This is a genomic window from Streptomyces sp. NPDC050509 (genome assembly GCF_044457965.1).
Taxonomy (GTDB): domain Bacteria; phylum Actinomycetota; class Actinomycetes; order Streptomycetales; family Streptomycetaceae; genus Streptomyces.
The window spans coordinates 547,621-566,946 of the sequence record NZ_JBITHL010000002.1 but is presented as its reverse complement, the minus strand read 5'-3'; the positions used below and the strand labels follow the sequence as shown (position 1 = coordinate 566,946).

The window sequence follows — 19,326 nt, the reverse complement described above, 5'->3', positions numbered from 1 at the left end:
GTGCAACGCGAACCCCAAGAAAAAATACGGAAAGCGACGCTCCCCTTACATCCAGGCACACGCGCACCCCCACGCAACGACACCGCGCTACCGCACGAACACCCTCGGGCACCGCTCCGGCCTGCATCGATGCCCGCCCGGAGGCAGCCCCACCGGACGGCACCGGGGCCCACCCCCGACCCGGAAGCGATCACGATGTGACACAGAACACACAACGTCGAAGCGTGACCGGACATCGCACGCGCCTGTATGCCGCGCGCCGGGGCCGGTCAGCCGCCGGGGGCGAAGTCGCCCGTCACCTCGGCCGTGTCGCCGGAGGAGGTCGCCCGTGCCGTGTAGCGGTCGTCCTCGGCGTTACGTCCGCCCTCGTCGTGGTTGTACTGGCCCGCGAAGACATGCTCGCCGGCCGGGACGGTCGCGCCGTCCCGCAGCGTCCACCGGTAGACCAGCGCGCCGTCGCGCGGGCGTACGGAGACGGTGAAGTCCTCCTCGGGCAGCGACCGCCAGGAACCGGCGTCCCCGACCCCGCCGGTGGCGGCGATCCGGAGTTCCACGGTGAGCGACGTCAGCGGCCGCTCGGTCCTGAGGGTGATGTTGCTCTGCGCCCAGTAGGCGTTGCTGTGCGGGTCCACCACACCGTCCGACCGCAGAAAGCCGCTCTCCGGGGTCAGGGGCGGGGCGGCGGAGCCGGCCGGGGGATCGTCCGGGACGGCGGGCGAGGTGTGCGTGTCCGGTGGGGCCGCGGGGCGCGACGTACCGGCCGTGGCGTGGTCTCCCGGACTCCGGCCCGGTGACTCCGGACTCCGGCTCGGCGACTGCTCCACAGGGGCGTGCGGGGGCGGGACACCCGGCTCCAGGGACGGTCGCGCCGGTTCCGGGGAGGCCGCCACCGTCTGGTTCGGCGCGCCCTGGGTGGAGACGAGCGCGAGCGCCCCGACGCCGAGCGCGCCGGCCGCCGCGGCCGTCACCACGGCCACCCGCAGCCAGCCGGCCGGGCGGAGGGGCTGCGGGGTGCGCCCCGCCGGCCTCGGGCCCGCCATGCCGCGCTCCACGCGCGCGAGCATGTGCTCCCGGTCGGGGCGGTGTTCCCTCGCCGCCTCCCGCAACCGCGTGGGCAGGTCGTCGTCCACCATCAGCCCCTCCCTCCTTCGGTGCGGTCCGCCGCCACCGTGGCATGCACCCGCTGCGCCGACGTCCCCGGGCCGAGGAGCCGTTGCAGCTCCGCCATGCCCCGGGAGGTCTGGCTCTTGACGGTACCCACCGAGATGCCGAGGGCGAGCGCCGTGTCCCGTTCGGAGAGGTCGAGGGCGTGGCGCAGCACCACACAGGCGCGCTTGCGGAAGGGTAACCGGCGCAGCGCCGTCCGTACGTCGAGCACGGCGGGCACGTCGGGGCCGTCGAACCGCTCGGCACGCTGCGACCAGAACAGCGCGACACGGCGGCGCTCCCGAACGGCGCTGCGGATACGGGACTTGGCCAGGTTCGTGACCACTCCGCGGGCATACGCGACGGGGTGGTCGGCCGCCCTGACGCGGTCCCAGCGGTGCCAGAGGGCGAGCAGGGCGTCGGAGGCGAGATCGTCGGCCGTGTCGGCCTCACCGGTCAACAGGTAGGCCAGTCTGGAGAGTTCGGCGTAGTGCCGCTCGAAGAACTCGTGGAACTCTGCGGCGGCGGGGTCGTCGACAACAGTGCCCACGATGCCGCTCCTTGTCTGCTCACCGCTCGGTCGCCGGCCGGGTCACGGCGCCGAGATTCGTGAGCGTAGCAGCGGGATCGCCCGAAGGCGCCTCCCGCTGTGCCCGGTTCGGGTCTGCTCTCCCACACACCGTCAGTAATCAGCCATGCCGGTCTTGTTGGTGATGTGCCCGTCCGTCGTGCTCCTCGGCCCAGGTACGTACCAGCCGGACCGTGCGTTCGGGGTGTTCCTCGTGGAGGTAGTGGCCGGTGTCCGGCCAGTGCTCGACCCGGGAACCGGCGGTGCCCGGGCCGGTGCCCAGGGTGGTGCGTTCCCACGCGGCGGCGCCCGGCGACGTCCGTACGGTGAGGGCCGGGCGGGTACGGCGGGCCAGATACGCCTCACTGTGCGGCCGGACGCCGACCGCGCCGGGATCGGTGTACATGCCCGCGTAGGACTGTGCGACGACATGGTCCGGTGTGCCGGTCATGGTGCGGAGGTGCGCGGTGCGCAGTCCGCGGGGGCTGTCGGGGCGGAAGGCCCCGGCGACGAACCGGGCGGCCTCGCGGGCGCCGCCGGCCCGGTAGGCGGCGAGGCGCCGCGGGATGTCGGTCAGCTCGTCGCCGTGCGCGCCGTGGGCGGGGTCGAGGGCCACGACGGAGCGTACGGAGCGCGGATGGGTGACGGCGAGCAGGTTGACGACCTGGCCGCCCATCGAGTGTCCGACGGCGGTCACCGGGCCGGTGGTGAGGCGGCCGAGGAGTGCGTGGAGGTCGGCGGCCATCGCGGCGGGGGTGTTCCCGGTGGCGGGGACGCCGGAGCGGCCGTGCCCGCGCAGGTCGGGTACGAGGACCCGGAAGCGGTCGCTGAGCGCTTCCGCGTGGAAGGACCACTCGCGGCCGTCGCCGCCCCAGCCGTGCACGAGGAGCAGTACGGGGGCGTCGGGCGGCCCGTCCACGGTGCAGAAGAGCTCGACGGGTCCGAGGTCGGTCGGCGTCATGTCAGCTCGTTTCGGTGATCGTCCGCCGTGGCACGGGCGCCCCTGGCGTGGACGCGCGTCTCGCACGTCCACGCCAGGGGCCGGGCCCGCGCCCTGGACCTACCGGTGCGCGAACCAACTCGCCGCGGGCAGGAGCTTCTTGTCGTACCCGAAGAGCGCCTGGTTCTCCCAGGCGTTGCCCGAGGCCGGGTCCTGCGGGTCCCAGCCGCTGCCCTTCACGGCGGTCCAGGCCGGTTCCCAGTAGACGATGCCCAGTCCGCGTCCGCCCGGGACCGCCTCGACGACGTTCATCACGTCCCGGAGGTTGGCGGCCTGGCCGGCGGGGGTCGCCGGGTAGCCGGGGGCCAGTTGGCCGCTGGTCGCGATGTTGTTCTCCAGGAAGTCGCCGTTGGCGAGGGTGCTGGCGTACGCGGTCTCGGCGACGAGCACCGGCTTGCCGTAGCGGGCGGACACATCGTCCAGATTGGCCTGGAGCCCGGAGAGCGGGCCGTGCCAGTACCCGTAGTACGACAGGGCGATCACGTCGAAGGGCACCTGCCGGGCCACCGCCTGGTCGAACCACCAGCGGGTGCCCCCGTTGTCGCCGCCCTTGGCGAGATGCAGCGCGATCTGGGTGGAGGAGGAGACGGCTTTCGCGGCCTGCGCGCCGGAGGTCAGCAGACCGGCGAGCTGGGTCCAGTTGTCGGTGGAGCCCTCGGGCCAGAGCATGCCGCCGTTGATCTCGTTGCCGATCTGGACCATGTCGGCGGTGGTGCCCTGCGCCTTGAGGGCGTTGAGCACGTCGTAGGTGTGGTTGTAGACGTCCGTACGGAGCTGGCTGTACGTGTGCGAGGCCCAGGCGGCGGGCTTGTTCTGCTGGCCCGGGTCGGCCCAGCGGTCGGAGTAGTGGAAGTCGATCAGCACCTTCATGCCCTCGGCCTTGGCCCGCTTGGCCATGGCGAGGACACGTGCCTTGTTGTTGTAGCCGTCGGCCGGGTTCACCCACACCTTGAGCCGTACGTAGTTCATGCCCGCGCCGCGCAGCAGGCCCAGCGCGTTGCCGCTCTGTCCGGCGGCGCTGCTGTAGGTGGCGCCGAACGCCTCGTTCTTCGGGAGGGTGGAGAGGTCGCCGCCCTTGATGCTCAGGCCGGTGGCGCCCGGCGCGAACGTCAGGTCGTCGAAGTTGGCCCACTCCCCCGCGTGCGCGTCGGAGTTGAGGCTGACGGTGCAGTTGCCGCCGCTCACCCGGACCGAGGTCACGACGCGGATCCAGGCGCCGTCGGCGGTGGGCGGCAGATCCGTGCGCTGCTCGGCGCCGCCGCAGTTGCGCAGGGCGATGTACGTGGAGTTCTGGCCGCCGCTGGAGCGGACGCGGGCGCTGAGTGTGTACGTACCGTCGGCCAGGCCGGTCAGGTACTGGTAGGTCTCGACCTTGTACGCGGAGGCCGACCAGTGGGTGAGGCGACGGTTGCCGCCGGAGCCGCCGTTCTCGGTGAACGAGGCGGCGTTCTGTCCGGCGCCCGAGTAGGTGGACCAGCCGGTGGGGGTGGCGGTCCCGGTGGCGTCGGACTCGAAGCCGGGGTTGGTGAGGGTCGTGGCGGCCTGGGCCTGCTGCGCGGGCAGCGCGGTCAGGAGAAGCGCGCCGAGTGCGGCGGTGGCGGTGGCTCCGAGTCGGGTGCGCCAGGTGCGGTGTGCGAGGTGCATCGTCGATGTCCCTTCGACCGATGGACGGACAGGCGGGTGGGTCCCGGTGGTGCTCGGCGGTGCGGGTGGTGCCCGGTGGTGCGTGTGCGGCTCGGTGGTGCGGATGGTGCCCGGTGGTACATGTGCGGCTCGGTGGTACGTGTGCGGCGGCGGCAGCCGGGGGTGGTGGCGCTCAGGCGTCGAGCTTCACGACCCGTACGGATCCGGCCGGCAGGGCGAGCCCGCCCGAGGCGCGCTCCCCGGTGAGGAGTTCGGTGCCCGCGCCGGGCAGCGGCACCTTGGCGTCCGTACCGGTGTGGTTGACGGCGAACAGGTACTCGCCGCTCTCCCCCGACCGGCGTACGACCTCGACGTCGTGCGGCAGTTCGGAGCGCGGCGCGATCCCGGCGTCGTCGGCGGCGGCGCCGATGACCGTGTCGAGGGCGCCGGGGGCGAGCCGCGTGGAGATGTACCAGGCGGTGCCGCGGCCGAGGCGGTGGCGGGTGACGGCCGGGTGGCCCGCGGCGAGTCCGTCGGCGTAGGTCCAGACCGTCTCGGCGCCGCGCGGGACGACGAACTCGCTCCACACGTCGGCGGTCAGCTCCGAGCCGTCGGCCGCGGTGATCCGCACGCGCTCGCCCGCGCCGAGCGGGGAGAACTCCTCGACGGTCAGGCCGAGGACGTCGCGCAGCACGCCGGGGTAGGCGCCGGGGTGGACGGCGTCGTGCTCGTCGACGATCCCGGAGAAGTACGAGACGACGAGGGTGCCGCCGTTCTCGACATAGGCGCGGAGGTTGCGGCCCGTCTCCTCGGAGGCGAGGTAGAGGGCGGGCACCACGACGAGCGGATAGCGGGAGAGATCGGCCTCGGGGTGGGCGAAGTCCACGGTGAGGTGGCGGTCGTAGAGCGTCTCGTAGAAGGAGTCGGCGCGCTCGCGGGCGTCGTGGTCCTCGCTCGGCCGCCATTCGAGGCGCTGCGCCCACCAGGACTGCCAGTCCCAGACGACGGCGGCGTCGGCGACGGTCCGGGTGGAGCGTACGGTGGCGAGGCTGTCCAGGTGGGCGCCGAGGCCGACGACCTCGCGCCAGACCCGGCTGTCGGTGCCCGCGTGCGGCACCATCGAGGAGTGGAACTTCTCGGCGCCGCGCCGGGACTGGCGCCACTGGAAGAACAGCGCGCCCTCCGAGCCGCGTGCCACGTGGGCCAGGCTGTTGCGGGCCATCTGGCCGGGGGCCTTCGCGGGGTTGTGGGGCTGCCAGTTGACGCCGCTGGTGGAGTGTTCGAGCAGCAGCCAGGGGGCGCCGCCGGCCACGGACCGGGTGAGGTCGGCGGCCATGGCGAGGTTCACATGGGTGCGGCGGCCGTCGGTGATGAGGTAGTGGTCGTTGGTGACGAGGTCGACCTCGCGGCCCCAGGCCCAGTAGTCGACGGAGTCGCACTGGCTGAGGGCGGTCATGAAGTTGGTGGTGACGGGGATGCCGGGGGCGAGCCGGTGCAGCAGGTCGCGCTCCCGTACGAAGTTCTCGCGCATGGTGGCGTCGGCGAAGCGCGCGTAGTCGAGGCGGTGGGCGGGGTTGCACACGGTGGGGGTGGCCCTGGGCGGCTGGATCTCGTCGAAGGAGCCGTAGCGCTGGCCCCAGAAGGCTGTGCCCCAGGCGTCGTTGACCGCGTCGAGGTCCTGGTAGGTGGCGCGCAGCCAGGCGCGGAAGTGGACAGCGCAGTGGTCGCAGTAGCAGGCGCTGACGGGGACGCCGTACTCGTTGTGCACGTGCCAGAGCGCCAGCGCGGGGTGGGAGCCGTAGCGCAGGGCGAGCTGTTCGGTGATGGCGGCGGCGGCCTCACGGTACGCCGGTGAGCTGTGGCAGATCGCGCCGCGTGAGCCGAACGCGTACCGCACGCCTTCGCGGCTGACCGGGAGGGCGTCGGGGTGGTCGCGGTAGAACCAGGCGGGCGGGGCGACGGTGGGGGTGCCGAGGTCCACCCGTACGCCGTTCTCGTGGAGCAGGTCGACGACGCGGTCCAGCCAGCCGAAGTCGTACCGGCCCGGCTCCGGTTCGAGCAGGGCCCACGAGAAGATACCGATCGACACCAGGTTGACGCCGGCCTCGCGCATGAGGCGGACGTCCTCCTGCCAGACGGCCTCCGGCCACTGCTCGGGGTTGTAGTCCCCGCCGAACGCGAGCCCCGACAGGCCCTCGGGTGCGGTGTGCGGCATGGATTGCCTCCTGTGGTGCGGGTACGGCCGGCGAGCGGACGGGCCATGATGTGCGTCGGGTGTGGGAACGTGCACACATCGCGACGGTTCGGTAGATCCAACATAACCGCACAGGAACAACCATTGACAAGTGTCCGGGACGTTTCTCTACTGTGAACGCTCACAGAGCAGGGCCGGTCCGCCGCCCGCAGGGCGGAGACCTCCGTCAGGGTTCGTCAGGGGAGTAACACCATGCAATTCACGACGCGCAGACGCCTCGTGGCCACGTCCCTCGCCATCGCGCTCGGCGCCACCGCGCTCGCCGCGTGCGGCTCCGGCTCCGGCGACGACGACGCGGGGGCCGACGGGCCGGCCGACCTCACCTACTGGGCCTGGGCCCCCGGCATGGACAAGGTCGCCGATCTGTGGAACACGACGGAGGGCAAGAAGTCCGGCATCAAGGTCACGGTGAAGAAGCAGGCGTCCGGCGACGACCTGGTCACCAAGATCATCACCGCGGCCAAGGCGAAGAAGGCCCCCGACCTGGTGCAGGCGGAGTACCAGGCGCTGCCGACGCTCGTCAGCAACGACGTCCTCGCGGACATCTCCGGTGATGTCCCGGGTGCGAAGGACAAGTTCGCCCCCGGCGTCTGGCAGCAGACCACGCTCGGGACGGACGCCGTCTACGCGGTCCCGCAGGACTCCGGGCCGATGATGTTCTACTACCGCGCGGACCTCTTCAAGAGGTACGGGCTCACCGTGCCCACCACGTGGGACGCGTTCGCCGAGACGGCCCGCGCGCTGAAGAAGAAGGACCCGTCCAAGGCGCTGACGACGTTCTCCAGCAACGACGCGGGACTCTTCGCCGGTCTCGCCCAGCAGGCGGGCGCCCAGTGGTGGACGACCAAGGGCGACACCTGGAACGTGGGGATCGACGACGCCGCCACGAAGAAGGTCGCGGACTTCTGGGGCGGTCTCGTCAAGGAGGGCGCCATCGACAACCAGCCCATGTACACCCCGTCCTGGAACAAGGCGCTCAACACGGGCAAGCAGATCGCCTGGGTCAGCGCGGTCTGGGCGCCGGGCACCCTGACGACCGCGGCGCCCGACACCAAGGACAAGTGGGCCATGGCGCCGCTGCCGCAGTGGGACGCGGCCAAGCCGACGACCGGGAGCTGGGGCGGCTCGTCCACCGGTGTCACCAACGACTCGCAGCACAAGAAGGCCGCCGCGAAGTTCGCCACCTGGCTGAACACCGACAGCGACGCCCTGGCCGCGCTGGTCAAGGAGGGCGGGATCTACCCGGCCGCCACCGCCGCACAGACGGGCGGCGCGCTGAGCCAGGCCCCCGGGTTCTTCGCGAACCAGCCGGACTTCTACACCACGGCCGCCGGGATCGCGAAGAGCACCGCGCCCTCCGCGTGGGGCCCGAACGTGAACGTCGCGTACACCACCTTCCGTGACTCCTTCGCCACCGCGGCCAAGGACAAGTCGGACTTCGGCGCGGCCCTGACGGCCATGCAGGAGTCCACCGTCGCCGACATGAAGAAGCAGGGCTTCGAGGTCACCGGCTGATGGCCGCCACCTCGCGCCCGGCGGGCGGCTCGGGCCGCCCGCCGGGTGGCACCGCCCCCGCTTCCGTCACCACCGGCACCACCGGCACCGCTTCCGTCACCACCGCCGCACCGCCCGCCGCGCGAGGTCGCGGCGGGCGCCGCCCGCGCAGCCGGGCGAGCCGGCAGGTGCGCAACGCGCCGTTCGTCTTCCTGGTGCCCGCCGTCGCGCTGTTCGCGCTGTTCTTCGCGCTGCCCATCGGGTACGCCCTCTATCTGAGCCTGCGCAAGGTCGAGGTCAAGGGGCTCGGCCTCGGCAGGGGCGCCCGCCAGGAGGTCTGGGCCGGGCTCTCCAACTACACGGACGCCCTCTCCGACTCCGTACTGCTCTCCTCCGCGCTGCGCGTGCTCGGGTACGGGGCCATCGTGGTCCCCACGATGCTCGGCCTCGCGCTGATCCTGGCCCTGATGCTGGACGCCGAGCGCACCCGGCTCAGCGGCTTCTCCCGGCTCGCGATCTTCCTGCCGTACGCCGTCCCCGGGGTGATCGCCGCACTGATGTGGGGCTTCCTCTACCTGCCGGACGTGAGCCCCTTCTTCTACCTGCTGGACAAGGCGGGACTCCCCCAGCCGAATCTGCTGGACGGCGGGCCGCTGTACATCGCGCTGGCCAACATCGCCCTGTGGGGCGGCACCGGCTTCAACATGATCGTCATCTATACGTCGCTGCGCTCGATCCCCGTCGAGATCTACGAGGCGGCCCGGCTGGACGGCGCTTCACAGCTCCAGACCGCCCTGCGGATCAAGATCCCGATCGTCGCGCCCGCGCTGGTGCTGACGTTCTTCTTCTCGATCATCGCGACCCTCCAGGTGTTCAGCGAACCCACCACCCTCAAGCCCCTGACCAACTCGCTCTCCACCACCTGGTCCCCGCTGATGAAGGTCTATCAGGACGCCTTCGTCAAGGGGGACATCTACTCGGCGGCGGCCACCTCCGTGGTCATCGCGGCCGTCACCCTCGTCCTGTCCTTCGGCTTCCTGAAGGCCGCGAACTCCCGTTCGAACCAGGGAGAGACCTCGTGAACGCTGTCACCACCCGCCGTACCGCGCCCGCGGCCGGCACCACCCCGGGCACCGCGCAGGGGCCGCCACCGGCCCGGCCGAAGCAGCGGCGCCGGATCGCCTGGGTGCCCACGATCGCCCTGTTCGCCGGCGCGCTCTACTGCCTCATGCCCGTGGCGTGGATCGTGGTGGCCTCGACCAAGTCGGGCCGCGAGCTGTTCTCCACCTTCACCTTCCTGCCCGGCACGGGCTTCACGGACAACGTCGCGGAACTGTCCGCGTACCGCGAGGGCGTGTACTGGCGGTGGATGCTCAACTCCCTGTTCTACTCCGGGGTCGGCGCCCTGCTCTCGACGGCGGTCTCCGCGCTCAGCGGCTACGCCCTCGCCGTCTACCGCTTCCGGGGCCGCGAGACGATCTTCAACGTGCTGCTCGCGGGCGTCCTGATGCCGCCGGTCATCCTCGCCGTACCGCAGTACCTGCTGATGGCGAAGGCCGACATGGCCGACAGCTATCTGTCCGTGCTGCTGCCGGTGATCCTCTCCCCGTACGGGGTCTATCTCGCCCGGATCTACGCGGCGGCGTCCGTACCGCCCGATGTGGTGGAGGCAGGCCGGATGGACGGCGGCGGTGAGTGGCGGATCTTCCGGTCGGTGGCGCTGCCGATGATGCTGCCGGGGCTGGTGACGGTGTTCCTCTTCCAGTTCGTGGCCATCTGGAACAACTTCCTCCTCCCCTACATCATGCTCGGCGACGACCGGAAGTTCCCCGTCACACTCGGCCTCTACACCCTCCTCCAGCAGGGCTCCAACACCCCCTCGCTCTACACTCTGGTCATCACGGGTGCGCTGCTCGCGGTGGTGCCACTGATCGCGCTGTTCCTGGTCATCCAGCGGTTCTGGAGCCTGGATCTGCTGTCCGGGGCCGTAAAGTCCTGACGCGACAGGCACGATCACGAGAGAACGACAGGTATGAGCCGCACGGGCAGCAACGGCCGGCGCAAGCCGCCGACCATCCACGACGTGGCACGGGAGGCGGGAGTCTCACGGGGCACCGTCTCGCGGGTCCTCAACGGCGGCCACTATGTGAGCCCGGCCGCGGAGGAAGCCGTCAACGCCGCGATCCGCAGGACGGGTTACGTCGTCAACCGGCACGCCCGGAGTCTCATCACGGGCCGTTCCGACTCGGTCGCCTTCCTGCTCACCGAGCCGCAGGAGCGGTTCTTCGAGGACCCCAACTTCAATGTGCTGCTGCGGGGTTGTACGCAGGCGCTGGCCGCGCACGACATCCCGCTGCTGCTGATGATCGCGGGGACGAAGGACGAACGGCGCCGGATCGCCCGCTACATCACCTCGGGCCATGTCGACGGCGTCCTGCTGGTGTCCAGCCACTCCGGCGACCGGGTGGCCGAGCAACTGCGGGCGGCCCGGGTCCCGTTGGTGGCCTGTGGGAAACCGCTCGGGCAGAGCTCGAAGGTCAGCTATGTGGCGGCCGACGACCGGGACGGCGCGCGCGAGATGGTGCGCCATCTCCTGCGCGGCGGGCGCCGGCGGATCGCCACGGTGACCGGTCCGCCGGACACCCCCGGCGGTACGGAGCGGCTGGCCGGCTACCGGGAGATCCTCGCCGAGGCCGGTATCGAGGCCGACGACCGGCTCGTCGCCGCCGGTGACTACAGCCGGGCGAGCGGGGAGGCCGCCGCCGTGGAACTGCTGCGACGGGCACCGGACCTGGACGCGGTGTTCGTCGCGTCCGACCTGATGGCGCAGGGCGTGCTCACGGCGCTGCGGGACGCGGGACGCCGGGTGCCCGAGGACGTCGCGGTGGGCGGTTTCGACGACTCGCCCGCCGCCCTGGACAGCCGGCCCGCGCTGACCACGATCCGTCAGCCGTGGGACCGCATCAGCGCGGAGATGGTACGGGTGCTGCTCGCCCAGATCGGTGGGGAGGACACCTCCACGGTCATCCTCCCCACCGAACTGGTCCGGCGCGACTCGGCCTGACGCCGGGGGCGTCACCGGACGCCCGGCCCGCGGTCAGCCGGGCAGGGCGTCCCCGCACCGGGCGCAGAACCGCGCGTCGCGCTCCCCGCAGAGGCGTCCGCACCCGGCGCAGACCCGGTTCAGCGCGCAGGGCGGCTCCCCGCCCTCGGCCGGCGGCGCCGGTACGGGGGCGGCGGCCGGCGGCGGAGCGGCGACCGTCAGCCCGGGGCGGCGCGGGTGCGCGGTCAGATAGACCAGGCCGCGTTCCCCCGCGGTCAGCGAGCGGCGCGAGGTCCTGGGCAGCCACACCACCGCGTGCGGGGCGAGCGGCTCGGTCCCGGCGGGCGTACCGAGCGTCCCCTCGCCGTCGAGGACGACGAGCAGGACGTCGAGCACGTCGTCGCTGTGCTCGGCGACGCCCGCGCCCGGTGGCAGCCGTACGACGTTCGCGTCCAGGGCCCGTCCGCGCTCGGCCAGTTTCCACAGCGCGCCCTGCCGCTCCGCGGCGGCCCGCGCGAGGTGTTCATCGAGGGTGACCAGGACGCGGGCGGTGGCGGGCGGCGTCATCGACGGGGCTCCAGACGTGGTGCGGTGGACAGCCCTACGATCATAGTGACGGGACCGCGCACGGCCCGCCCGCGTCAGGTCGCGCGGCGGATCGCCGGGAGAACGTAGCCGCCGTCGAGGAGCGCGGGGCGCGGCTGGTACAGCCGCAGGACGGGGCGGAAGCGTCCGGGCGGGGCGGGCAGCCAGTTGGCGGCGGCCTCCTCGCTCTCCGGACGGCCGGTGCGCAGATGGAGGGTGAGGGAGCCGTCGGCGGCGCGGCGCAGCCCCGGGGTGCGGTCGCCGATCGCGTACCGGTCGAGGGGGTTGCCGACGAGGTGGTACTCGGGCAGGTCGTACATGGTGAGCGACCAGAACGCGTCGACGGGCGGCGGCTGTTCGAAGCGCAGCGTGTAGGTGTGACGGCCCTCCAGCGGCTCTCCGTCCGCGTCGTTCCAGATCATCGCGTAGGCGGCCTCGTAGCCGTGGCCGCCCCACAGGTCGGTGCGGGCCGCGGCGGCCCGCAGCAGCCGCGCGGCGTCGCGGTCGGTGACCGTCCACTCCGGTCCGGTCAGGACGCCCGTGCCGAAGAAGTCCGCGTTGTAGTCGAAGGCGTGGTAGGCGAGCCGCCAGCCGTTCTGTTCCGGTCCCTCGGCGTGGGTGGCGGCGTACTCGACGCGCTCGCTGCCCTCGGCGAACCCCTCGCGCAGGGCGTCGGCCAGTTCGGACTCCGGTGACCGGTAGGGGCTCGAAGGGGCCAGCAGGCCGAGGGGCTCGAAGCGCCGCTGGTACGCGGTGTCGACGGGGGCCGGCGGGAACGCGGCCATCCGCACCCGCAGTTTCTCGAAGAACATCAGGGTGCCGTCGGTGACGTCCGGGTCCGAGAACGGCAGACCCGCGAGCGGTGCGGCGCGCTCACCGCCGGAGCCGGGCGCGTACGGCTCCAGGCGGGTGGCCCGCTGGAGCGCGGTGGTGGCGGCGCGGTCCTCGGGGCCGGCGCACGCCCAGCGGCCGACGAGCGAGGCCACCGCGGTGGGGCAGGCGATCCGGGTGGTCCCGGCCGGGACCTCGCCGCTCCACCCGGGTCCGGTGAGCAGGAAGCTACCGGCGGCGGTGCCGGTGGCGCGCCGTCCGACATAGGCGAAGTTGTTGGTCCAGGCGTCCACGAACCGCAGGACGTAGTAGCGATCGGCCGTGTCGGGCACGGTCAGCAGCAGCGGGCCGCCGGAGAGGTCGAGCTGGGCCACGGAGTGGACGGTGTCGTCGGCGACGCCGGGGAAGCTGTCCCACGGCCCGGCGGGCTCGGTGCCGTGGGCGAGGGTGTTGAAGGGGGCCGGCGGTACCAGGCCGAGGCCGGCGTGGGTGAAGCGGTCGGCCTGGTCCAGGTTGAACACCATCGGATACCCGTAGACGTACGCCTCGGCCGCCAGCGCCCGCAGATCGCTCATACCGTCCGCCTCTCCGTGCCGTCCGGTGGACGTCGTCCCGTCCGCGTGGACGTCCCTGTCCGGTCACAGGGGTGCCGTCATCGTCCGCCGCCGGGGCCGGGGCCCGCCATCCGGCGGGCGCCGTCCGGGTGAGCACGGACGCCCCGCCCTGGCCGGACACAAGAACAAGTCTTCACGTGTCGACGGATATACGATGAGCCCATGGGACACGGAGTCGACGAGCGCGCCACACCGACCGGACATCTCGACGCGGACTCCGCCGCCACCATCGCCGCCACACTCCAGGCGCTGGCCACCCCCTCCCGGCTGATGATCCTGACCCGGCTGCGGCAGAGCGCCTGCGGGGTGACGGAGCTGGCCGAGGCCGTCGAGATGGAGCAGTCCGCCGTCTCCCACCAGTTGCGCCTGCTGCGGGCGCTGGGGCTGGTCACCGGGGTGCGGCAGGGCCGCCGGATCGTCTACAGCCTGTACGACAACCATGTCGCGCGGCTGCTCGACGAGGCCGTCTACCACATCGAGCACCTGCGCCTCGGCGCCCGCGATCTGCCCGTACGCCCCGAGGCGTAGCAGCGGGCCACCACGCACCGGGCCACCACACGCCCGGGAGCCCCGGACGGCGTACGGACCCGGCGCCGACGGTGGGACCGTCCGGCCGGTCCCGGGGCGTCGGCGGACTCCCCTCGGGCGGATCGGGGATAGTGCGGCCGGTCACCCCGTACGCGTCGCGCCACGCCGACCGGCCCCGCGCGGGAGGGAACGGAGCCCGCCATCCCCCTCGTCCCGCCGCCTTCGCGGCCCGCCCCGGCGCCGGTGGCGCCCACACCGCGGCCCGCCCGGCCGCTGTTCCCCCGTCTGTATGCCTCGCGGGCGCTCGCCGTCTGTGCCCCGGCCGCCCTGGCGCTGGTGCTCGGGGTGTGGGGGATCCGGCGCGGCGGGACGCTGTGGGGCGACGAGGCCGTCACGTACGCGGTGGCCCACCGTGCCCCGTGGCAGATCTGGCACACCGCGGGCCACATCGACGCGGTCCACGGCCTGTACTACCTGGTCATGCACGGGGTCTTCGCCCTCTGGGACGGCGGTCTCGTGGCGCTGCGGCTGCCGTCCGTGCTCGCGGTGGCGGCGGCGTCCGCCGGGGTCGCGCTGCTCGGCCGGGCGCTCGCCGGTCCGCGCGCCGGGCTGCTGGCCGGACTGGTCCTGCCGCTGCTCCCGGCCGTGCAGCGGTACGCGCAGGAGGGCCGGTCCTACGCACTGGTGTGCGCCCTGGTCACCTGGGCGAGCTGGCTGCTGGTGCGCGCGCTCGGCCGGCCGTGGCGGCGGCGCCGGTGGGCCGCGTACGCCGGGGTGACGCTGACCGCCTGTCTGCTGCACGAGTTCGCGGTGCTGACGCTGCTCGCCCACGGGGTGACGGTGGTGTGTTCCCCCGTGTCCCGGCGGACCGTACGGGCGTGGGGCGCCGCCGCGTGCGCGGTGGGCGCCGGGCTGCTGCCACTCGCGCTCTTCAGTACGACGCAGTCGGCGCAGGTCGACTGGATCGGCGCCCCGGGCGCCCGGCATGTCCTGGGCTTCGCCGTGGTGACGGCGGTGGGTGTGGTGTGTGCCCGTACGGCGCCGCGCGGATCCGGCGCCGCCCGCCCGGACGGCGGCGCGCCACCGGTCCCCCGGCTGGAGGCACTCGCGCTGCCCCTGCTGATCCTGCCGACCGCGCTGCTGATGGCGCTCACCCCGCTGCGGCCGTTCTACGTCGAGCGGTACGTCCTCTCGTACACCGTCGGTCTGGCGCTGCTCCTCGGCGCCGCGCTCGACCGGTGTCGGGTCCCGGGGTGCGCGGATCGCGCCCGGCGCCTGGCTGTGTCCGTGCTGGCGGTGTCGGCGGCGCTGGCCGCGCTGTGCCCGGTGGGCGTGTATCTGCGGACCCCGCAGAGCCGTCTGAACGACGCCACCGCCGTCGCCCGCGCCGTACGGGAGTCGGCGCGGCCCGGTGACGCTCTGTTGTTCATCCCGGCGCGGCGCCGGGCGTGGACGCTCGCGCGGCCCGGGGAGTTCCGGGGGCTGACGGATCTCGCCCTGGACCGCTCCCCCCTCGCGTCGCACACCCTGCGCGGTACGGAGCTCCCGGCGGCGCGGGTGCGTGCCCGGATGCTGGCGGCGCGGCGGATCGTGGCCGTGCACGATCCGCCCGGCCGGCCGCTGGAGACGACCGGCCCGGAGGCCGTCAAACGCGCCGTGCTGCGTACGTACTTCGAGGAGTGCGGCAGCCGGACCGTGACCGGGGCCCGGATCACGGTCCACGCCCGCCCGGGTCACTGCTGAGCCTCCGGGGCGGGCGGTGTGCCTACTTGGCGTACAGCAGGGTGCCGAAGCCCAGTTGGTCGAAGCCGCCGCTGTTCGGCCCGTAGTCACCCCCGCCGCCCTCGGGGCGGACGCTCTCGGCCATGGCCGTGATGTACGGGACGGAGAGGCCCCGGCGCCGCGCGTAGTGGTAGTGGAGGAGGTCCCACACCGGGCGGATCTGGCCCCGGCTCGCGTCGGAGACGACCGTGTGTTCCCGGTAGGCGCAGTTCTGGCCGGTGCCCCAGGAGTACGTGGTGAACGGGACGCTCTGGCCGAGGTTGTACTTGGCGACGTACTGGGCGGCCTTCATGAAGCGGTTGTTGTCGTAGCCGTACAGGTCCTCGCCCTGGTTCCAGGCCATCTCGCAGAAGGCGCCCATCTGGCCCATGCCCATCATGGTGTGGCCCTGGTCGCGGCCGGACTCCTGCCACTGGGCGAGTCCCTCGCTCTCGTACACGAAGGGGACGGCCTTGCCGATCGCGCCGTTGCCCGCGCCGTTCTTGAAGTAGCCGACGGCCTGGTCGTACTTGGCCCCGTCGTCGTTGAGGATGCCGATCGCCAGGATGGAGTTCATGTTGCAGAGGTCCCAGTTCGCCCAGTAGTTGGTGATGCAGGCGTCGTTGTGACCGGTGAGGAACTGGTTGTTGAGCGGGTAGAACACATTCGCCATCATCCGGCGGAAGCGGTCGAGGTCGAACCCCGCGTATCCGCGCATCAGTTCGGCGGCGTTGGCGAACTGGTAGCCGTAGATCCCGGCGGCGAGGAACCGGTCGGCGTTGCCGGTGACGGTGGTGAGCGTGGCCGACCAGGCGTTGAGGATGTCCCGCGCGGTGTCACCGTGTGCGGTGGTACCGGCGATCTTCCAGCGCAGCGCGTTCTGGTAGGCGGCGTGGATGTCGTTGTACAGCGTGCCGTAGTTCTCGCCGGTGCCGCCGCGGACGACGGTGGCCTGCGGGCGGGCCTGCCAGCCCGCCTGGGCGTGCCCGTTGGCGATCAGCCGGTTCCAGCCGGCCAGCCAGGGGTCGTTGCCGGCGGCGACCCGTACCTTCGCGCGGTTCAGCTCGCCGTACGCGTGCAGCGCGCCGGGGTGGACGAAGGTGGCCGGGGCGGCCTGCGCGGTGGGCGCGGTGGTGGCCTGTACGGCACCGCCCGCGGCGCCGGCGAGGGCGAGTCCTCCGGCGGCCTTGAGTAGGCCGCGGCGGCTGATCGCGGAGGTGCGGGTGCGGCTCATCGGGATCTCACTCCAGGGGTGGGGGGACGGAGGGACGGAGGGACGGAGGGACGGAGGGACGGAAGGACGGAAGGACGGAAGGACGGAAGGACGGAAGGACGGAGACAAGGAACGGGGAGGGGATACGGCTTCGCACAGCGGGGAGGGAAACCGGTACCTATGGTGCGGGGAGATGGCACCCGTGTCTCCCGCCGGTGCGGAATGCGAAAGTTTCGCTGCGGTCCGGGCCTCGTCCGCCGAAGGCCCGGACCGCACACCGGAGTCGGGGCTCAGCCAGCGAAGTGAGCGTGGCCGACCAGGCGTTGAGGATGTCCCGGGCGGTGTCACCATGCGCGGTGGTACCGGCGATCTTCCAGCGCAGCGCGTTCTGGTAGGCGGCGTGGATGTCGTTGTAGAGCTGCGGGTAGTTCTGCCCGGCGCCGCCGCGGATGACGGACGCGGCCGGGCGGGGCGCCCAGGCCGACTGCGAGTGCGGATTGGCCACCAGCCGCTCCCACCCCGCCGTCCACGGCCGGGAGCCCGCCTTCACCCGGACCTTGGCCCGGTTCAGCTCCCCGTACGCGTGCAGCATCCCCGGGTGGACGAAGGTCGTGGGCGCGGCGTCGGCCCGGTCGCCGGTCATCGAGGCGACGACGCCTCCGGCGGCCCCCGCCACCGCGAGTCCTCCCGCCACCCGCAGCATGCCCGCGCCCGGGGCTCAGTTCGACGCGGGAGCGGTGCTGCCGCGTACCACCAGACGCGTGGCGAGCTCGGTGCGGAGGGAGGCGGGCGGGTCCCCCGCCGTGAGCGCGAGCAGCAGGCGCAGCGCGGCGCCCGCCATGTCGGAGAGCGGTCGGCGGACGGTGGTGAGCGCGGGGGCGGCCCAGCGTGATTCCGGCAGATCGCCGAAGCCGACCACGCACAGGTCGCCGGGGACCCGCAGACCGCGTTCGGCGGCGGCCTCGTAGACGGCGAGGGCCATCGCGTCGGAGCAGACGGAGACGGCGGTCGGCGGCTCGGGCAGCGCCAGGAGTTCCAGCGCGTGGCGGCGGGCGCGGGCCGGGGCGAAGCCGGCGTACCTCTCGTACTCGGGTCGGTACGGGAGACCCGCCGACGCCAGCGCCGCGCGGTGTCCGGCGATCCGGGCGGCGGTGCCGAGCCGGTGGCGGTGGCCGCCGACGACCGCGATCCGCCGGTGGCCGAGGGCGAGGAGATGCCCCGTCGCGGCGGCACCGCCGCCGAGGTCGTCCGCGCCGACCCAGGCAACCCCCGGCGGGGGCTCCACCAGCGGGTCGAGCAGGACGAACGGGATGCGGTGCTGCGCCAGCCAGGCGTACTGGGAAGGGGTGAGGTTCGCGCGGCTGAACAGCGCCCCGGCCGAGCCGCGCGCGGCGAGCCGGTGCAGCCGGCCGCGCCCGGGCCCGTACCCCCGGGTCCTGGTGAGCCCGGCCGACACCACGATCTCCAGACCGGCCTCGGCCGCGGCGGCCTCCACGCCGTGCAGCACCGCGCCCGACCAGGAGCTGTCCAGGGAGTGCAGTACGACGTCCACCAGGGAGGAGGGCCGCCCGGCGGCGCCGGCCCGGGGCCTGCGCACGTACCCGAGCCGGTCGAGCGCCTCGGTGACGCGGCGCCGGGTCTCGGGCGCGACGTCCTCGCGCCCGTTCACCACCTTCGAGGCGGTGGGCACCGACACCCGGGCCTCCCTGGCCACGATCGCGAGGGTCGGTCCGGTGGGGCCGCCGGTGCGCGCCATGGTCCGCCCCTTCATGCCGTACCCGGCCCGTCGAGTCGTGGTGCAGGAACGGCTGCGTCAGGGTCCACCCGGATAGCAACCGGTTTCTACATTACGGCCGCGTTCCGGTGGCGTGAAGCCCTCGTACCGTCGCCGCCGAAGACCGTACGGAGGGGGCCCGTTCCGCCACCGCACGGTGGGCGCACGGCCGCGGTGTCACTCCTGCGGCCGGCTCTCCGGCCGCCAGAGCCCGGAGCGGTGCAGTGCGGCCGGGCAGTGCCGGAAGATCTCGTCGATCTCCACCAGCAGGGCGAGCAGCGGGCGTTGGCCCTTCAGGGGCATCCCGTCGAAGAACGGCGCGTCGGTGAGGATGCGCGCCCGCCCGTTGACGCGCAGCACCTCCGTGCTGCCGGGCACGAGATGGACCAGGCCGACATGCCGGTTCTCCAGGATGTTGTGGAAGCTGTCGGCCCGCCGGTTGCCCGGCCGGTCCGGCAGGACCAGGGTGCGGGAGTCCAGGGCGCGGACGAACCCAGGGACGTCGCCGCGCGGTGAGGCGTCGCAGTTGCCCCGGCCGTCGGAGGTGGAGAGCAGACAGAACGGCGAGCGCGCCAGCAGCTCAAGGTCCTCGGGGATCAGCCGGTCCCTGACCTTGTCGATCACGATCGGGTGCGGGGTGCCGAGCAGCTCGCGCAGTTCGTCGGCGGACCGCAGTTCGCGGTGGTCCGCGCGGTCGGCCGGCCGGTCGTCGAGCGGATCGAAGGGGAGCGGTCCGGGTTCCGTCGTCGCGGGGTGGGGCATGGTTCTTCTCCCGTGTACGGGCCGGGCGGGACGGGGCAGGACAGCCGTTCGGTAATGTTAGGCTCACCTTACTTTATGAATTGACCAGCTTCCGCGGTGCGGTCGGCCGTGCCCGGAGCAGCACAGTGAG

At 72.9% G+C, this 19,326-nt stretch carries 17 protein-coding genes; 6 read left to right on the top strand and 11 right to left on the bottom strand.

Annotated elements, in window-relative coordinates; all coding sequences use genetic code 11:
- Positions 1 to 269 precede the first annotated feature (269 nt).
- From ACIBJC_RS07845 to ACIBJC_RS07825, 5 genes are all read right to left on the bottom strand, one after another.
- Positions 270 to 1,133: a hypothetical protein gene (locus tag ACIBJC_RS07845; protein WP_399289323.1), complete on the bottom strand. Its 864-nt coding sequence runs from the start codon at positions 1,131 to 1,133 to the stop codon at positions 270 to 272.
- Positions 1,133 to 1,696 (bottom strand): SigE family RNA polymerase sigma factor, encoded by a 564-nt coding sequence (locus ACIBJC_RS07840; protein WP_399289321.1) that lies wholly within the window; start codon positions 1,694 to 1,696, stop codon positions 1,133 to 1,135. Before ACIBJC_RS07840 ends, ACIBJC_RS07845 begins: the two co-directional genes overlap by 1 nt.
- A 139-nt stretch (positions 1,697 to 1,835) precedes the next feature.
- Positions 1,836 to 2,675 (bottom strand): alpha/beta fold hydrolase, encoded by an 840-nt coding sequence (locus ACIBJC_RS07835; protein ID WP_399289319.1) that lies wholly within the window; start codon positions 2,673 to 2,675, stop codon positions 1,836 to 1,838.
- A gap of 99 nt (positions 2,676 to 2,774) precedes the next feature.
- On the bottom strand, positions 2,775 to 4,358 hold the full coding sequence (locus tag ACIBJC_RS07830) for an arabinogalactan endo-beta-1,4-galactanase (protein ID WP_399289317.1): 1,584 nt from the start codon (positions 4,356 to 4,358) through the stop codon (positions 2,775 to 2,777).
- Positions 4,359 to 4,530: 172 nt separating this feature from the next.
- Positions 4,531 to 6,552 carry a beta-galactosidase gene (locus ACIBJC_RS07825; protein WP_399289315.1) on the bottom strand — a complete coding sequence of 674 codons (2,022 nt, stop codon included), beginning with the start codon at positions 6,550 to 6,552 and terminating at the stop codon, positions 4,531 to 4,533.
- A gap of 231 nt (positions 6,553 to 6,783) precedes the next feature.
- Here ACIBJC_RS07825 and ACIBJC_RS07820 point away from each other — a divergent pair, with 231 nt between their 5' ends.
- From ACIBJC_RS07820 to ACIBJC_RS07805, 4 genes are read left to right on the top strand one after another with little or no spacing between them, the layout of a single operon-like run.
- A complete protein-coding gene (locus tag ACIBJC_RS07820; protein ID WP_399289313.1) occupies positions 6,784 to 8,106 on the top strand; it encodes an ABC transporter substrate-binding protein in 1,323 nt (440 codons plus the stop codon).
- Complete coding sequence (locus ACIBJC_RS07815; RefSeq protein ID WP_399289311.1) at positions 8,106 to 9,167, top strand: carbohydrate ABC transporter permease; 1,062 nt, start codon at positions 8,106 to 8,108, stop codon at positions 9,165 to 9,167. The genes ACIBJC_RS07820 and ACIBJC_RS07815 overlap by 1 nt, the downstream gene beginning before the upstream one ends.
- The gene (locus ACIBJC_RS07810; protein WP_399289309.1) at positions 9,164 to 10,084 is read left to right on the top strand and encodes a carbohydrate ABC transporter permease; all 921 of its coding nucleotides are present in this window, start codon (positions 9,164 to 9,166) and stop codon (positions 10,082 to 10,084) included. The genes ACIBJC_RS07815 and ACIBJC_RS07810 overlap by 4 nt, the downstream gene beginning before the upstream one ends.
- Before the next feature lie 33 nt (positions 10,085 to 10,117).
- Positions 10,118 to 11,149: a LacI family DNA-binding transcriptional regulator gene (locus tag ACIBJC_RS07805; RefSeq protein ID WP_329825332.1), complete on the top strand. Its 1,032-nt coding sequence runs from the start codon at positions 10,118 to 10,120 to the stop codon at positions 11,147 to 11,149.
- Positions 11,150 to 11,182: 33 nt separating this feature from the next.
- On the opposite strand, the gene ACIBJC_RS07800 is transcribed toward ACIBJC_RS07805, so the two are convergent.
- Together ACIBJC_RS07800 and ACIBJC_RS07795 are read right to left on the bottom strand one after the other, a co-directional pair.
- Positions 11,183 to 11,695 carry a hypothetical protein gene (locus ACIBJC_RS07800; RefSeq protein ID WP_399289307.1) on the bottom strand — a complete coding sequence of 171 codons (513 nt, stop codon included), beginning with the start codon at positions 11,693 to 11,695 and terminating at the stop codon, positions 11,183 to 11,185.
- Between the two features lie 74 nt (positions 11,696 to 11,769).
- Complete coding sequence (locus ACIBJC_RS07795) at positions 11,770 to 13,119, bottom strand: DUF1254 domain-containing protein (protein WP_399289305.1); 1,350 nt, start codon at positions 13,117 to 13,119, stop codon at positions 11,770 to 11,772.
- Positions 13,120 to 13,320: 201 nt separating this feature from the next.
- Here ACIBJC_RS07795 and ACIBJC_RS07790 point away from each other — a divergent pair, with 201 nt between their 5' ends.
- Together ACIBJC_RS07790 and ACIBJC_RS07785 are read left to right on the top strand one after the other, a co-directional pair.
- A complete protein-coding gene (locus ACIBJC_RS07790; protein ID WP_399289303.1) occupies positions 13,321 to 13,686 on the top strand; it encodes an ArsR/SmtB family transcription factor in 366 nt (121 codons plus the stop codon).
- Between the two features lie 243 nt (positions 13,687 to 13,929).
- Positions 13,930 to 15,429, top strand: coding sequence for a glycosyltransferase family 39 protein (locus ACIBJC_RS07785; RefSeq protein WP_399289301.1), 1,500 nt, complete (start codon positions 13,930 to 13,932; stop codon positions 15,427 to 15,429).
- A gap of 22 nt (positions 15,430 to 15,451) precedes the next feature.
- Here ACIBJC_RS07785 and ACIBJC_RS07780 read toward each other — a convergent pair whose 3' ends face one another.
- The 4 genes from ACIBJC_RS07780 to ACIBJC_RS07765 form a co-directional block, all read right to left on the bottom strand.
- Entirely contained in the window at positions 15,452 to 16,681 is a 1,230-nt protein-coding gene (locus tag ACIBJC_RS07780) for an alginate lyase family protein (RefSeq protein WP_399289299.1), read from the bottom strand.
- Positions 16,682 to 16,838: 157 nt separating this feature from the next.
- Positions 16,839 to 17,363, bottom strand: a complete 525-nt coding sequence (locus ACIBJC_RS07775) for a hypothetical protein (RefSeq protein ID WP_399289297.1) — start codon at positions 17,361 to 17,363, stop codon at positions 16,839 to 16,841.
- Between the two features lie 15 nt (positions 17,364 to 17,378).
- Positions 17,379 to 18,416, bottom strand: coding sequence for a LacI family DNA-binding transcriptional regulator (locus ACIBJC_RS07770; RefSeq protein WP_399289295.1), 1,038 nt, complete (start codon positions 18,414 to 18,416; stop codon positions 17,379 to 17,381).
- Positions 18,417 to 18,611: 195 nt separating this feature from the next.
- Positions 18,612 to 19,196 (bottom strand): MSMEG_1061 family FMN-dependent PPOX-type flavoprotein, encoded by a 585-nt coding sequence (locus ACIBJC_RS07765; RefSeq protein ID WP_399289293.1) that lies wholly within the window; start codon positions 19,194 to 19,196, stop codon positions 18,612 to 18,614.
- Positions 19,197 to 19,326 lie beyond the last annotated feature (130 nt).

Bases quoted from the DNA above. Each gene is read 5' to 3' on its own strand.
- ACIBJC_RS07845 (WP_399289323.1), bottom strand. From the start codon at position 1,133: ATGGTGGACGACGACCTGCCCACGCGGTTGCGGGAGGCGGCGAGGGAA.
- ACIBJC_RS07835 (WP_399289319.1), bottom strand. From the start codon at position 2,675: ATGACGCCGACCGACCTCGGACCCGTCGAGCTCTTCTGCACCGTGGAC.
- ACIBJC_RS07830 (WP_399289317.1), bottom strand. From the start codon at position 4,358: ATGCACCTCGCACACCGCACCTGGCGCACCCGACTCGGAGCCACCGCC.
- ACIBJC_RS07825 (WP_399289315.1), bottom strand. From the start codon at position 6,552: ATGCCGCACACCGCACCCGAGGGCCTGTCGGGGCTCGCGTTCGGCGGG.
- ACIBJC_RS07820 (WP_399289313.1), top strand. From the start codon at position 6,784: ATGCAATTCACGACGCGCAGACGCCTCGTGGCCACGTCCCTCGCCATC.
- ACIBJC_RS07815 (WP_399289311.1), top strand. From the start codon at position 8,106: ATGGCCGCCACCTCGCGCCCGGCGGGCGGCTCGGGCCGCCCGCCGGGT.
- ACIBJC_RS07805 (WP_329825332.1), top strand. From the start codon at position 10,118: ATGAGCCGCACGGGCAGCAACGGCCGGCGCAAGCCGCCGACCATCCAC.
- ACIBJC_RS07800 (WP_399289307.1), bottom strand. From the start codon at position 11,695: ATGACGCCGCCCGCCACCGCCCGCGTCCTGGTCACCCTCGATGAACAC.
- ACIBJC_RS07795 (WP_399289305.1), bottom strand. From the start codon at position 13,119: ATGAGCGATCTGCGGGCGCTGGCGGCCGAGGCGTACGTCTACGGGTAT.
- ACIBJC_RS07790 (WP_399289303.1), top strand. From the start codon at position 13,321: ATGGGACACGGAGTCGACGAGCGCGCCACACCGACCGGACATCTCGAC.
- ACIBJC_RS07780 (WP_399289299.1), bottom strand. From the start codon at position 16,681: ATGAGCCGCACCCGCACCTCCGCGATCAGCCGCCGCGGCCTACTCAAG.
- ACIBJC_RS07775 (WP_399289297.1), bottom strand. From the start codon at position 17,363: ATGCTGCGGGTGGCGGGAGGACTCGCGGTGGCGGGGGCCGCCGGAGGC.
- ACIBJC_RS07770 (WP_399289295.1), bottom strand. From the start codon at position 18,416: ATGGCGCGCACCGGCGGCCCCACCGGACCGACCCTCGCGATCGTGGCC.
- ACIBJC_RS07765 (WP_399289293.1), bottom strand. From the start codon at position 19,196: ATGCCCCACCCCGCGACGACGGAACCCGGACCGCTCCCCTTCGATCCG.